An 11,544-nucleotide genomic window follows, 5' to 3' on the forward strand; every position below is an offset into this window, starting at 1 on the left:
AGCTTCGCACCGGTTGGGTTGATAACCTTGCGCCGTGGCCTGCCAAGGGGCCTCGCTGGAAGCATGATGGAGGGCCGGGCGATGTGGTGGCGGTCAAGCGGGCGTGAACGCGATACGGATCGAAGCCCGAAGGGCCGAGACGATAGACTCGGTTCACGAGAGCCGGGGCCGAAGGCATTGCCAAACCTTGAGAGGACTACGGAAACATGAACTCCAAATATGCACGCGGATGGTTTGAATTGAGCGGGAGGAAGATGAATGCAGGTAGTTAAACTGGACGACGCTTCGGCAGGGGAGCGTGCCGAGAACGCGAAATATTTGCGCGATATGGCAGATGATGTGGAAGCGGGCGAAATTACCGAGTTTGTGGTCGCAGCCAACCATCGTGACGACCAGTGTTTTTCGTCCTTCGCCAACTTCGATGATCGCTGGCGCATTTTGGGTGCGCTTGAATATGTCAAGCAAAGCCTAGTCCAAGGGGGTGGCTGATGCCCAAGGGACGTAAGCGCAAGGCTGGCAAGCGCACGGCCAGCGGGCAGCTATCGCGAGCAGGGGAGCGGGTGAAGCCGAGCGATTGGGTGGCTGCGCGCCAGGAGCGGTTCGGCAATCACTATTCCAGCGCATTGGGTAGGGCGTACATCAGCGGACTGTTCGGCAAGGGACCGGAGGCCAAGGAACGGTATGACGCGGGCAACAAGTTTGCGCTTCGGTACAGTAAGCTGATCGGCGGAGACAGCTACTCTTGTCCATTGGGTGACGGAAGCGGCGGGACGGGGGTCACAGACCACGAGCGCGACCTTCACCAGCAGGAATGGCTGGATGCAGCTCGCAAGCGCCTGGACGATACAGGAGGCAGGCCCTACCTCGACCAGCTTATCCTGAAGACCTACACCGACACCGGACCTTATTGGCTGGATGCGATACTGGATGGGGAGGGCACGGCAGCACACAAGCTGTTGCTGAAGGCTGCAATCAAGTCGCTGGACACAGTAGGCCAGATAAAAGATGCAGAACCGGTTGACATTCCCCTGCATATGTGCAATCGCGCAGTTAATGCGTAATCGAATATTGCGCCTGAGGCTCGCCACACGGCGGGCTTTTTTGATTCCCGCTCTGCTTCGGCATCGGGCTTGGAGACCTAGTTAGCTAGGCCACCGGAATTGATCACCGGTGTTTCGTTTCAGATAGGGCTTAGGCCCTGCCCCGATCCTCAGCCGAGACATTGATTAATCAGCGGCTAGACGCGAGACGGGCGAAATTCACTCAAGGCCGAACTGTGATTTCTGGATGAGCTTATCATCCTGGAACATAGCGTTGGCGTTGGCCCCGAAGCCGCTTTCACCTTCCCATTGATACATAACGGTATGCGTTCCAGCGATTTCATTCTCGCTTAGTAGCTCGCCTTCGGACCCGATAACGGCAATCGCATCGGCATAGGACATACCGGTTTGCAATTCGGCGAACTCGGCGGCGGACATACCGGGTGCGTTGACAGGCTCAGCCTCGGCAACTGGTTCAGGCTCAGGAGCCTCACTGGTTACAGGGTCGGGCGCATCGCAGGACGCAAGGCTAAGGGCGAAGATTGGGAGTAGGGCTTTCATGGCGCGCAAACTGCCTCAATACACCAAGGCAGGCAAGCGGGAACGTCATGGGCGCATAGAGGGGCGGAGTGAATTATGACACTGACCGCCAAGCAGGAAGGTTTCGCGCAATCGATCGCTGATGGCCTGACCCAGGCAGACGCCTACCGAGCCAATTACAGCGCCGGAAGGATGAAGGCTGATAGCATTCATGTGAACGCCAGCAAGTTAATGGCTGACACTAAGGTGGCGCAAAGGGTTGAGCAGTTGAGGGCCGACCTTGCTGAGCAGCAATTGTGGAGCCGTGCGGATAGTGTGCGCGTGCTTCGATCGATTGCCGATACAAACACCGGGCCGGAAGCGGCCAGAGTGTCGTCGGTCAAGGAACTGAACGCGATGCACGGCTATAACGAGCCTGCCAAAGTTGATCTGACGCATAAGGGAATTGGTCGGATCGCCCTAGAGGCGGTTGATGCATACAGCAAGGGTTAGGCTCCCCCGCAAGATTCGGGACGCATTCGCTCCGGCTCGTGGCTCAGTTCAGTACAGGGCGCTTTATGGCGGGCGTGGTTCCGGAAAGTCGTTCGGTGCGGCCATGATGGCGGCAGTTTGGGGGATGGTTGATCCGCTCCGCATACTTTGTACCCGCGAGTTGCAAGTCTCGATCAAGGAAAGTTTTCACGCGGAACTAAAGGCGGCGATATCAAGCGAGCCATGGCTGGAAGCGCATTATTCAGTTGGTGTGGATTACATTAAAGGGGCCAACGGGACCGAGTTCATATTTCGCGGACTTCGTCACAATACGGCGAGCATCAAATCGCTTGCGAAGATTGATCTTACGATTGTCGAAGAGGCGGAGGATGTTCCTGAGGAAAGCTGGCTGGCTTTGGAAGCCACGGTGTTTCGGCAGGCAGATTCAGAATTGTGGGCGATCTGGAACCCGCGCTTGGACGGCTCCCCGGTAGATAAACGGTTTCGCAAAAACCCGCCGAGCAATGCGATCGTTACGAAGGTCAATTACAACGACAACCCGTTTTTCCCGAAAGGCCTTGAGACACTACGCCAGCGTGAACAGGAGCGACTGGACCCGGCGACCTATGCGCATATCTGGGATGGGGAATACCTCACCAATTCAGATGCGCAGGTTCTTCACGGCAAGGTTCGAGTGCAATCGTTCGAGCCAGAGCTGCATTGGGACGGACCATATTACGGCGGGGACTTCGGGTTCAGCCAAGATCCAACAGCGGCAGTCGAAGTGTGGATTGGCGGCGATGAGATTTACGTTCGCCGAGAAGCCGGCAGGGTTGGCCTAGAGCTGGACGACACAGCAAAGTTCGTTCGCGGCAAGATACCGGGGTTCGACAAGGAAGTAAGCCGCTGGGATAACTCCCGGCCTGAAAGCATATCGCACCTAAAACGGCATGGGCTGCCCCGCGTTACATCCTGCGAGAAATGGCCCGGCAGTGTTGAGGATGGGATAGCCTACCTAAGGACGTTTCGTGCGATTGTCGTCCATCCTGACTGCGCTGCGGTTCAAAGCGAAGCGCGCCTATACAGTTACAAGGTCGATCGTCTTACTGGCGATGTGACGACTAGCATTGTGGACGCGCACAATCACTACATCGATGCGATCCGATACGCAGTTGGCCCGATGATCCGACAGCGGCAGAAACCAAAGTCGCTAACGCGCACGGTGAAGGGAATGATCTGATATGTCAGTGAAGACCCTCCATCCTTCATTGACGTTGGAAACCCTGGCGGAATGGCAATTAGTCCGCGACGCTATGGGGGGCGAGGAATCGGTCAAGAAGGCTGCTGAAGCTTATCTGCCGATGCCCGGCGGGTTCAAGGCGCAGAGTGACGGGGGTCGGGGGATGTATGCCGCCTACCGTAACCGCGCACAATTCCCCGAGCTGTTGAAGCCATCGGTGGGCGCGATGATCGGCATTATCCACGGGCAGGAAATCCCTATCGATATGCCTGAGGCGATGAATTACCTTTGGGAAGATGCAGACGGCATGGGGTTGCCGCTGGAAGCTTTCCATAAGCGCATCACACGCGAACTGCTGACTATTGGGGCCTATGCTGTTCTTACCGATATGCCGGAGGAGGGCGGGCAGCCATGGCTCGCTGGTTATCGGCGCGATGCGGTTATCAATTGGGATGAAGACTGGTTTGTCCTTGATGAAACCGGGTTGGTTCGGGACGGGTTCACCTGGGAGAATGTCGAAAAGCACCGCGTCCTGAAACTCGACGAAGGCGCTTACTCAGTGCTGGTTTACGATGCCGACAACAAGGAAGGCAGGGAGGTCTCAGTTCGCGGCTTAGGTGGCAAACCACTGCCCCGTGTGCCGTTCTGCATCGGCAATTCGATGGACATTTCCGCCAAGCTGGAAACCCCGCCTCTGATCGGCGTGGCAAACGCAGCGAAGGCGATTTACCAGCTATCGGCTGACTACCGCCACCAGCTATACATGAGTGGGCAAGAGACGCTGGTAGCAATCAATGGCGATGCCCCGGAAGCGGTGGGCGCTGGTGTTGTCCATGAGATGCAGGGCGGCGAGGGCCAGACGCCTGATCTGAAATACGTCTCGCCTACGTGTTCAGGGATCGAAGCGCACAAGAAAGCGATGGAGGATAACCGCGAGGCCGCTGTGATGGCTGGCGCGCGCTTGTTCGAGAAAACTGCGGCCGGTGCGGAAAGCGGCGAGGCCAAGCGGCTGCGGTATGCCTCCGAAACCGCAACCCTGGTGTCGATCGCCCAAGCGTCATGCCAGCTATTGGAACGAGCATTGCGCAATGCGGCCATGATTATGGGGTTGAACGAAGCCGAAGTAGTCGTGAACGCGCCGACCGACCTAATGGACCGCACCATGTCGCCGCAGGATTTCGCAGCGCTGTTCGGTGTTTATGCCGAAGGCGGAATGTCTTGGGAGACGCTCCACGAAAATGGCCTACGCGGCGGGATTTATTCGACCGAGCGCACCGCTGAACAAGAAGCTGAATTGCTTGATGGCCCGATGGGTCAAGAGAACGTGGCCTAAGCCACCCACCTGCCCGATGGGCAATCACACAACCAAAGGACTTGCGAGCGATGCTCAAGACCGTAATCGAATCTACCGAAGGCCTCGATGAGGCTCTTATCCCCCTGTATGCCGAAGCGGACGGCAGGTTCATCCTTCAGATCGAAGGTGTGGACGCGCATCCGCAAGTGGCCAACTTGAAGTCTGCATTCGAACGCCAGAAAGCGGATAATGTCACGCTCAAGGCTGAACGCGACACGCTCAAGTCCAAGGCTGGCGATTATCCTGACGACTTCGACGCCGAAAAGTGGGCGAAGCTCAAGGATGGCAAGCCGGATGAGGCTGCATTGGTTGCCTTGCGGCAAACACTGGAAGCCGAGCGCGACACAGCCATTGCGGAACGCGATGCTGCGAAAGAAGCGGCTCGCCGGAATGCGCTGGACCGCGATTTGACGGACGCTTTGACGCAAGCCGGTGTGACGAATGCCGCCTTTGCCAAGGCAGCGCGCACGATGCTCTCCGACGGCGTCAAGATCGGCGACGATGGCCAGCCTTTTGTCGATACCGACATGGGACCGGTTTCGTTGTCCGATCACGTGAAGCGTTGGACGGCCGGCGAGGGGAAAGATTTCGTGACTGCACCCAAGGGTGGCGGCGGAAAAGGTGGAGATGGTGGCGGACCCAAACCCCTGTCCGAGATGGGGGACGCTGAACGACTAGAGCTGGCGAAAGCCGGGAAGCTCAAAACCCAAAAGGAATAACGAATGCCCTATACCACTCTCTCCGATGTGTTCGCTGCTGACCGGACCGCGTCTTACGATGTGATACAAAGCTATATGGACACCGATCCCGTTACTCAGACGCCGTTTTTCGAAAGCGGACTGATCGTATCGAATCCCATCATCGAAGAAGCTGCTGCGTCTGGCACCGGCATTGCCGAACTGCCTTACTGGGCGGCTATCGATGCATCGGTCGAGCCGAACTACAGTAACGACATTTACGAAGACGTTGCCGTACCGCGCAAGATCGGCACCGGTTCGCTCAAGGCTCGCAACTGCCACCTGAATGAAGGTTTCGGCAGCATGGACCTTGTGACCGATCTGACCGGGAGGGACCCGCTTCAGCGCGTTGCATCGCGTCTTGACAACTACTGGCGTCAGGAAGCCGAGCTGCGCATCGTGGCTACCCTCAAGGGCCTGCTGAACGATGCCGTGGCTGAAGGCAATGGAATGGTTCACGAAGCGGCACTTGCCGATGGTGTGACCAGCGATGGCGTTTTGAGCACTCAGGAGACGATGGGTGATGCCTTTGGCGCTCTTGCCGGTGCCGTTCTCAATTCTGCAGGATTTTTCAAGCTGCGCCGTGAAGGACTTGCCCAAGAATACCGTGAAGATGGTGTCCTACAGCGCACAGTAAGTGGGCTGCCTGCAATCGTGAATGACACCGCCATGACATTGAATGGTTCGCCCGTCGTGACCCTAATGGGTCCTGGTGCATTCGGTTACGGCATGGCGAACCCGCGCATTCCGCTTGAGTATGAGCGTGAAGCCGCACGGGGTAACGGCGGCGGCACGGAAACGCTGTGGACCCGCCGTAACATGATCGTTCACCCGCTGGGTTATGACTTCACCAGCACTGCAATCACCGGCAATGGCACGGAAACTGTCGCGCGCGGCGCAGGCTGGGCCGATCTCGCCAACGCAGCCAACTGGGAGCGCAAGGCGGACCGCAAGCAGGTCCCTATCGCGTTCCTCACGGTCTCGGCAACTTAACCAGATAGGGCGGGGTGTCGCTCCTGCATCCCGCCCGACCTCTTTTGAAAGGATAACACAATGGCAAACCATTCCCCCGAGCCCGACAACTATGTTGGCAAGAAAACCTGGGACGAAGCTATGGACAAGAAACCAGCTTCGAAGCCCACTTCGCAGGAAAAGAAGGACGAGGAAGCCAAGCGCGCTGGCGACAAGGGCAGCGCAGCCAAGAATGGCGGCGGAAGCAAGTGATCGGGCGGCGGCGGGGTTAACGCCCTGCCGCCCTCATGCGGGAGGCTGATCCATGGCACTGACTGTCGAAACCGGCGCTGGCATAGACGGGGCGTCCAGCTTCATTACGGTTGCTGAGTTCGATGCGGTGCAGGCGGACTACTTCCCTTCCCCGATCAATGGCACTCAGGCCGAGAAGGAAAGCGCATTGCGGCGCGCTTGGCTTGCCATGAAGGTGATGGGGTGGAGTAAATCGTTCCCCTCGTTCGGCGGCACGATTCCGGCCGATGTAAAGGTCGCACAAGGCATTCTGGCCCGCGCTGAACTGGCATCGCCCGAAAGCTTGCAGCCAAATATCACACCAGGTCAGCAAAAGATTTTGACGCAGGTGGGTGAGATTGGATGGACCCCGACGGGCCAGGGCGGCATCGATGCGCAGCGCAGTGTCGTGACAATGGCGCTGGATCTGCTAAAGCCGTATCTGCATGGCAATGGACAAACCCGATACCTCATACGGGCGTAAAGTAACCGCGCTTCACGGCGGGGATATTGTGACAGGCGCGCCAAATGCGGGCTGTGTTGCGAAACTTAAGGAATTGCTTGAGCGCGCGGAAGCCGGGGAGATAACCGGAATAGTCTGCGCCTCACTACATAGCGACAAGCTGGCCTCGTATTCGATCGCTGGAATGGTCGGGCCTTATTCGCTGCTAGGCGCGGCTGATATGGCGCAAAGCGAATTGCTGGACCTCATGAAGGCGGCGCAGGGAGATGGATAATGGCCGGAGCATCCATCTCCGCTGAAATCGAAGCGGCTTATCGCAGCGTCGGCGTTGAGGTTGGCGAAGGCAAGGCGTTCACTGTTACCTTGATCGAACCGGGCGAGGGCCAGGCGAACCCTTGGGATGAGCCTGGCGGTGCGGCGACCCGGCATAAGGATATTCCTGCACTCGTCGGCTCGACCTTCGCCAATGCTGGCACTGGCGGTGACGCGTGGATTGACGGTTCGCTAATCCGCGCCGACGACGAACTGATTAAGATTGCTGGGACCGCCCCGAATCCTGAGCAGGATTGGCAAGTGGAAATGAAGGGCGTGACGTATCAAATAGTCATGATCCAAACAATGCAGCCAGCGGGTTTTGCACTCGGATACACGCTTGTCCTTCGGAATGGCGCTCCTGCAACGACCACAGTTGGACCGCCTGACCCTGCATCACCGTTCAGCGCCGAATTTTCAGCGGAGTTTGCATAATGCCTGAAACAGTCCGCTCACTTTCGGATATTCTGACTACGTTCGCAGATGGACAGCCCGATGCCTCAATCACGGCTCAAGACATGCGCGATCTGATCGTTTCCTCTCTCGGCCAGACGGGCTGGGCCGACTATCAGGATGGGCAGTATTCCAATACCTCCCCACAAGCCTTCGCTACTGACACGAACACGACAGTCGAAATTGACGGTGCAGTAAGCCAGACGCAGGAATTGCCGTTTGGCATAGCAACCTTTTGGGACAACGTAACGAACACGATCCAAACGCCGCAGGCTGGTTCTGGCCTTATGATTTCATTCGAGACGATCATTCGCCGCGCCACCGGAACGGGCGAATGGGCGGTGGATTGCTTTATAGACATCGGTATTGCTGGGCCGGTCGAACTGTATCCGCGCACGATCAGCCACAACAAGATTACCGGCGACAAGAAGATCACATGGACGACCGGAGCTTATGCGCTGGACACATGGGACGCGAACGGCGGCAAGATTATCATGCGCCCCTCGGTGGATGCGCTTGCATATAAGAGCCGCGTCATTGTCCACCAGACGCACCGCGGGCGCGGCACATACTAAATGTCCAACCGCCGCAAACTGGCAAACAGGCTGGCCGCGCTACTGAAGAAATATGACAGAGAGATTGAGCGGACCTTCCTGCAAGCCGTGCAGGATAAGGCCGCATCGATCAATCTGGCGGAATTGACCAACGCGATTGAAGCTCGTGATTTAAACCGGGCGCTTCGGATTGCCGGGCTGACACGGGCGGAACTGTACCCGTTCGATGCCGAGATAAACGGCGCTTACGTGGCAGGTGGCCAAACCATCCCGGAAGCCGCACCAGCCTTTGCGCTGAAGTTCGGTTTCGATGGTCGGGCAAGCCATGCGGCAGAATGGGCAAGAACGCATGTAGGCGGGCTTGTGACGGACATTGCGGACGAACAGGTGGAATTACTCCGCGAGACGATTGCAAAGCAGTTAGAGGCTGGTGAGGCCCCTCGCAGTGTTGCGGTTCGCATTGCAGGGCGGACAACCGGCGGGAAACGCCAAGGTGGTTTCATCGGATTGTCGCGGTCTCAGATCGGCTATCTGGCGAATGCGCGGCAGGAACTAGAGGAACTGAATGGGGAATATTTCACCCGCAAGCTTCGCGACAAGCGGTTCGACGGAATTGTCCGCAAAGCCATCGCGACAGGCAAGCCGCTATCCGTGGCCGACGTCGAACGCATCGCTGGCCGATATAGCGACCGAATGCTGAAGCATCGGGCTGATACGATAGCGCGGACGGAAAGCATTACGGCACTACGCGCTGGGCGGCGCGAAGGAATGCTGCAAGGTATCGAAGCCGGGGCCATTCGGGCCGATCGGGTGAAGCGGATATGGGACAGCAGTGGCGATAATCGCGTTCGCGCCGATCATCGGGCGATGGACGGGCGGGAGGTGGACGGCATGGATACACCATACACCCTCCCTGACGGGAGCCGAATGTTGTTCCCAGGAGACGCCTCATTGGGAGCTCCAGCCAGTCAGACGGTGGCCTGTCGGTGCTATGAGGTGTTGGAGATAGATTGGCTCACGCCGTGAGGATCAGAATATGATTTATGTGACTACACGAGATATTGTCATCGCGGCGGGAACGGCACTCAAAGCGCCGCCTGTCGCTAGCACGCGCTGGGGTAAGGATTACAAAGCCGTCATAGCTGACGGCCGCGACAACACGGTCTATTTCACTGCCGATGTCCATGAAGCATTGGCGAGCGGGCTATTGCGCAAAGCTGATTAGGTGAACGACAACCGTAAGTTCGTCGCTGACGTTGCCGCATTCGCAGACAAGACCGCAGATCAAATGCTGCGGGTCGCCAAGCAATCAATTCAGGACGTGGTGAAGCAAGCGCAAACGCCGGTCGGCAAGGGTGGCGATATGCCGGTCGATAAGGGCTTTCTCCGCAACAGCCTTGTAACCAGCGTTCGCGGTTCAACCGCCGGTGAAGGCGCAAGCAGCTTTGTTTTGGGTTTGTCGTCCATGGAATTGGGCGATCCTTTCAGCGTGGCATGGACTGCCGACTATGCGATCCCTCGGCACTACGCTGTCGGTGTAGGCCAAGGCGGGGGATTGTGGCGCGATAAGGCAGCACAGCGGTGGCCTGGTTACGTGGCGAAGAATGCAAGGATGGTCCGATGAATGCAATCGAAAAGGCCATCGGACAACACCTCGCTGGAATGACCAACTGCCCACCGATCGCATGGCCTAACAAGGACTTCACGCCGAACGGGACTTACATCGAGTTTCGCCATGCTCCGAACGAACGCAGGGACGATACCATAGACGCCGCAGGAGCCTATCAGATTGGGCTGGTGCTGCTGACAGTCGTATCGGCCAAGGACGTATTTACCACTGCCGCGAACGACACTGCCAGCGCGATTATGGACCGCTTTCCCAAAGGTCTGCGACTTACCGCAGGCGGAGAAACCGTCTTGATCTACGATCCAGTTAGCCCCGGCACGGGTTTTCCCGATGGCGCTTATTGGCGGCAACCTCTGACCGTTCCGTATCTGACCGAGGACTAACCATGACAGTCAAGATGAAGAACAAGCGTTTCCCTCACGGGGAAGCGAACGTGAAGTTGCGTGAAGTTTCGACTTGGGAAGCCGCCGGATGGGTAGCTGTTCCCGATACCAAACCCTCCAAGAAAAAAGGTGACGACAAATGACCGGCTCGCATATCGGAAAGACCATTTACGTATCTGGTGCAGCACCAGCGACCAACGACGCGGCAGGCTTTGCTGGCCTTGCTTGGACGAAGGTTGAAGGTGTCCAGACACTCCCTCAGCTAGGTGTAAGCCACTCGAATATCGACGTTTCCGATCTGGAAACCGGCTTTGCAAAAGGCATCAAAGGTGAAGGTTCCGGCAACGACAGCACGGCATCCTTCCGTAATGTCGAAGGTGACGCAGGGCAGGAATTGGTGCGGACACTGGCAAATGCGGGCGGTGATGAAGGTGTTGCTTCCATCCGTATTGTGAAGGGCAGTGGACCGGATCAAGCGCCCGCCACCGGCGATCCCGTGGAGTACGCTCATGGTTATCTGCACAGCTTCATTCGCAACCAGGGCGACAGCACGACATATGAAGGCTTCAGTGTGAACTTCAAGCAGAACGCGCTGCCTGTCGATGCGACGGAGGCATAAGGTATGGATTTCGACACCCTTGACCTTCGCAATGCCGAAGATGAGGAGTATTGGCTGCATCTGAGGCACGGCGAAACCAAACTGTATGCCGATATGGATAAGCAGGAAGGTCCGTGCCGTGTGCGCGTGGCCTCTCCCGCCAGTAACGGTGTCGAGCCTGTCATGAAGTCTGTGCAGCGGTCTATCGGCCGGCAGGCTGCGCTATCCGATCAGCTTGCAAACGCGGTGAACCGGGAACAGCGAAGGACCGCCGAAACGCGCCTCGATCAGGCCGAAGAACAGACCCAGAAGGCGGTTCAGACCTTTCTCAACACGGTCATTCTCGATTGGGAAAACATTGAGAAGGGCGGAAAAAAGCTGACGTTTTCGAAAGAGGCGTTGGCGGACATGACCGAACCGAAGGCCCCGCTTTCTCGTCTGGTAATGACCATCGTTGAAGATATGGGAAAACTGCACGACCCTTTTACCGAACCCGACGGAGGCTCCTGACTTTCGCGGAACAATCAGGG

The 11,544-nt window shown here is 57.5% G+C and carries 20 protein-coding genes; 19 read left to right on the plus strand and 1 reads right to left on the minus strand.

What is annotated here, in order from left to right; all coding sequences use genetic code 11:
• Positions 1 to 258: 258 nt before the first annotated feature.
• Complete coding sequence (locus HME9302_RS04740; RefSeq protein WP_115366072.1) at positions 259 to 489, plus strand: hypothetical protein; 231 nt, start codon at positions 259 to 261, stop codon at positions 487 to 489.
• A complete protein-coding gene (locus HME9302_RS04745; RefSeq protein ID WP_115366073.1) occupies positions 489 to 1,061 on the plus strand; it encodes a hypothetical protein in 573 nt (190 codons plus the stop codon). Before HME9302_RS04740 ends, HME9302_RS04745 begins: the two co-directional genes overlap by 1 nt.
• Positions 1,062 to 1,259: 198 nt before the next feature.
• Here the strand turns inward: HME9302_RS04745 and HME9302_RS13410 are convergent, their stop codons facing one another.
• Positions 1,260 to 1,601, minus strand: coding sequence for a hypothetical protein (locus HME9302_RS13410; RefSeq protein ID WP_230079876.1), 342 nt, complete (start codon positions 1,599 to 1,601; stop codon positions 1,260 to 1,262).
• Positions 1,602 to 1,676: 75 nt separating this feature from the next.
• On the opposite strand from HME9302_RS13410, the gene HME9302_RS04755 reads away from it, so the two are divergent.
• Genes HME9302_RS04755 through HME9302_RS04820 form a run of 17 tightly spaced genes read left to right on the plus strand, consistent with a single transcriptional unit; the run spans position 1,677 to position 11,524 of the window.
• Positions 1,677 to 2,072 (plus strand): terminase small subunit, encoded by a 396-nt coding sequence (locus HME9302_RS04755; protein WP_115366074.1) that lies wholly within the window; start codon positions 1,677 to 1,679, stop codon positions 2,070 to 2,072.
• A complete protein-coding gene (locus HME9302_RS04760; RefSeq protein ID WP_115366075.1) occupies positions 2,053 to 3,291 on the plus strand; it encodes a PBSX family phage terminase large subunit in 1,239 nt (412 codons plus the stop codon). The genes HME9302_RS04755 and HME9302_RS04760 overlap by 20 nt, the downstream gene beginning before the upstream one ends.
• Before the next feature lies 1 nt (position 3,292).
• Complete coding sequence (locus tag HME9302_RS04765; RefSeq protein ID WP_115366076.1) at positions 3,293 to 4,624, plus strand: DUF4055 domain-containing protein; 1,332 nt, start codon at positions 3,293 to 3,295, stop codon at positions 4,622 to 4,624.
• A gap of 50 nt (positions 4,625 to 4,674) precedes the next feature.
• Entirely contained in the window at positions 4,675 to 5,364 is a 690-nt protein-coding gene (locus tag HME9302_RS04770; protein ID WP_115366077.1) for a hypothetical protein, read from the plus strand.
• Positions 5,365 to 5,367: 3 nt separating this feature from the next.
• The gene (locus tag HME9302_RS04775; protein WP_115366078.1) at positions 5,368 to 6,375 is read left to right on the plus strand and encodes a hypothetical protein; all 1,008 of its coding nucleotides are present in this window, start codon (positions 5,368 to 5,370) and stop codon (positions 6,373 to 6,375) included.
• Positions 6,376 to 6,435: 60 nt separating this feature from the next.
• On the plus strand, positions 6,436 to 6,606 hold the full coding sequence (locus HME9302_RS13240; protein ID WP_181815688.1) for a hypothetical protein: 171 nt from the start codon (positions 6,436 to 6,438) through the stop codon (positions 6,604 to 6,606).
• A gap of 52 nt (positions 6,607 to 6,658) precedes the next feature.
• Positions 6,659 to 7,108, plus strand: coding sequence for a DnaT-like ssDNA-binding protein (locus tag HME9302_RS04780; RefSeq protein ID WP_115366079.1), 450 nt, complete (start codon positions 6,659 to 6,661; stop codon positions 7,106 to 7,108).
• Entirely contained in the window at positions 7,071 to 7,361 is a 291-nt protein-coding gene (locus tag HME9302_RS13120; protein WP_147270769.1) for a hypothetical protein, read from the plus strand. Before HME9302_RS04780 ends, HME9302_RS13120 begins: the two co-directional genes overlap by 38 nt.
• The gene (locus tag HME9302_RS04785) at positions 7,361 to 7,834 is read left to right on the plus strand and encodes a hypothetical protein (RefSeq protein ID WP_115366080.1); all 474 of its coding nucleotides are present in this window, start codon (positions 7,361 to 7,363) and stop codon (positions 7,832 to 7,834) included. Before HME9302_RS13120 ends, HME9302_RS04785 begins: the two co-directional genes overlap by 1 nt.
• Positions 7,834 to 8,427, plus strand: coding sequence for a hypothetical protein (locus tag HME9302_RS04790; RefSeq protein WP_115366081.1), 594 nt, complete (start codon positions 7,834 to 7,836; stop codon positions 8,425 to 8,427). The genes HME9302_RS04785 and HME9302_RS04790 overlap by 1 nt, the downstream gene beginning before the upstream one ends.
• Positions 8,428 to 9,432, plus strand: a complete 1,005-nt coding sequence (locus tag HME9302_RS04795) for a phage minor head protein (RefSeq protein WP_115366082.1) — start codon at positions 8,428 to 8,430, stop codon at positions 9,430 to 9,432.
• A gap of 10 nt (positions 9,433 to 9,442) precedes the next feature.
• Positions 9,443 to 9,631 carry a hypothetical protein gene (locus HME9302_RS04800; protein WP_115366083.1) on the plus strand — a complete coding sequence of 63 codons (189 nt, stop codon included), beginning with the start codon at positions 9,443 to 9,445 and terminating at the stop codon, positions 9,629 to 9,631.
• Positions 9,632 to 10,030: a hypothetical protein gene (locus tag HME9302_RS04805; protein ID WP_115366084.1), complete on the plus strand. Its 399-nt coding sequence runs from the start codon at positions 9,632 to 9,634 to the stop codon at positions 10,028 to 10,030.
• Positions 10,027 to 10,416: a phage tail terminator-like protein gene (locus HME9302_RS04810; RefSeq protein ID WP_115366085.1), complete on the plus strand. Its 390-nt coding sequence runs from the start codon at positions 10,027 to 10,029 to the stop codon at positions 10,414 to 10,416. Before HME9302_RS04805 ends, HME9302_RS04810 begins: the two co-directional genes overlap by 4 nt.
• A 2-nt stretch (positions 10,417 to 10,418) precedes the next feature.
• Complete coding sequence (locus HME9302_RS13245; protein WP_181815689.1) at positions 10,419 to 10,559, plus strand: hypothetical protein; 141 nt, start codon at positions 10,419 to 10,421, stop codon at positions 10,557 to 10,559.
• Entirely contained in the window at positions 10,556 to 11,035 is a 480-nt protein-coding gene (locus HME9302_RS04815) for a hypothetical protein (RefSeq protein ID WP_115366086.1), read from the plus strand. The genes HME9302_RS13245 and HME9302_RS04815 overlap by 4 nt, the downstream gene beginning before the upstream one ends.
• A 3-nt stretch (positions 11,036 to 11,038) precedes the next feature.
• Positions 11,039 to 11,524: a hypothetical protein gene (locus HME9302_RS04820; protein WP_115366087.1), complete on the plus strand. Its 486-nt coding sequence runs from the start codon at positions 11,039 to 11,041 to the stop codon at positions 11,522 to 11,524.
• Positions 11,525 to 11,544: the final 20 nt, after the last annotated feature.

The organism is Alteripontixanthobacter maritimus, assembly GCF_003340475.1.
GTDB lineage: Bacteria > Pseudomonadota > Alphaproteobacteria > Sphingomonadales > Sphingomonadaceae > Alteripontixanthobacter > Alteripontixanthobacter maritimus.

Excerpts from the sequence above, each read along its gene's own strand:
- HME9302_RS04740 (WP_115366072.1), top strand. The coding sequence starts at position 259 with ATGCAGGTAGTTAAACTGGACGACGCTTCGGCAGGGGAGCGTGCCGAG.
- HME9302_RS04745 (WP_115366073.1), top strand. The coding sequence starts at position 489 with ATGCCCAAGGGACGTAAGCGCAAGGCTGGCAAGCGCACGGCCAGCGGG.
- HME9302_RS13410 (WP_230079876.1), bottom strand. The coding sequence starts at position 1,601 with ATGAAAGCCCTACTCCCAATCTTCGCCCTTAGCCTTGCGTCCTGCGAT.
- HME9302_RS04755 (WP_115366074.1), top strand. The coding sequence starts at position 1,677 with ATGACACTGACCGCCAAGCAGGAAGGTTTCGCGCAATCGATCGCTGAT.
- HME9302_RS04760 (WP_115366075.1), top strand. The coding sequence starts at position 2,053 with ATGCATACAGCAAGGGTTAGGCTCCCCCGCAAGATTCGGGACGCATTC.
- HME9302_RS04765 (WP_115366076.1), top strand. The coding sequence starts at position 3,293 with ATGTCAGTGAAGACCCTCCATCCTTCATTGACGTTGGAAACCCTGGCG.
- HME9302_RS04770 (WP_115366077.1), top strand. The coding sequence starts at position 4,675 with ATGCTCAAGACCGTAATCGAATCTACCGAAGGCCTCGATGAGGCTCTT.
- HME9302_RS04775 (WP_115366078.1), top strand. The coding sequence starts at position 5,368 with ATGCCCTATACCACTCTCTCCGATGTGTTCGCTGCTGACCGGACCGCG.
- HME9302_RS13240 (WP_181815688.1), top strand. The coding sequence starts at position 6,436 with ATGGCAAACCATTCCCCCGAGCCCGACAACTATGTTGGCAAGAAAACC.
- HME9302_RS04780 (WP_115366079.1), top strand. The coding sequence starts at position 6,659 with ATGGCACTGACTGTCGAAACCGGCGCTGGCATAGACGGGGCGTCCAGC.
- HME9302_RS13120 (WP_147270769.1), top strand. The coding sequence starts at position 7,071 with ATGGCAATGGACAAACCCGATACCTCATACGGGCGTAAAGTAACCGCG.
- HME9302_RS04785 (WP_115366080.1), top strand. The coding sequence starts at position 7,361 with ATGGCCGGAGCATCCATCTCCGCTGAAATCGAAGCGGCTTATCGCAGC.
- HME9302_RS04790 (WP_115366081.1), top strand. The coding sequence starts at position 7,834 with ATGCCTGAAACAGTCCGCTCACTTTCGGATATTCTGACTACGTTCGCA.
- HME9302_RS04795 (WP_115366082.1), top strand. The coding sequence starts at position 8,428 with ATGTCCAACCGCCGCAAACTGGCAAACAGGCTGGCCGCGCTACTGAAG.
- HME9302_RS04800 (WP_115366083.1), top strand. The coding sequence starts at position 9,443 with ATGATTTATGTGACTACACGAGATATTGTCATCGCGGCGGGAACGGCA.
- HME9302_RS04810 (WP_115366085.1), top strand. The coding sequence starts at position 10,027 with ATGAATGCAATCGAAAAGGCCATCGGACAACACCTCGCTGGAATGACC.
- HME9302_RS13245 (WP_181815689.1), top strand. The coding sequence starts at position 10,419 with ATGACAGTCAAGATGAAGAACAAGCGTTTCCCTCACGGGGAAGCGAAC.
- HME9302_RS04815 (WP_115366086.1), top strand. The coding sequence starts at position 10,556 with ATGACCGGCTCGCATATCGGAAAGACCATTTACGTATCTGGTGCAGCA.
- HME9302_RS04820 (WP_115366087.1), top strand. The coding sequence starts at position 11,039 with ATGGATTTCGACACCCTTGACCTTCGCAATGCCGAAGATGAGGAGTAT.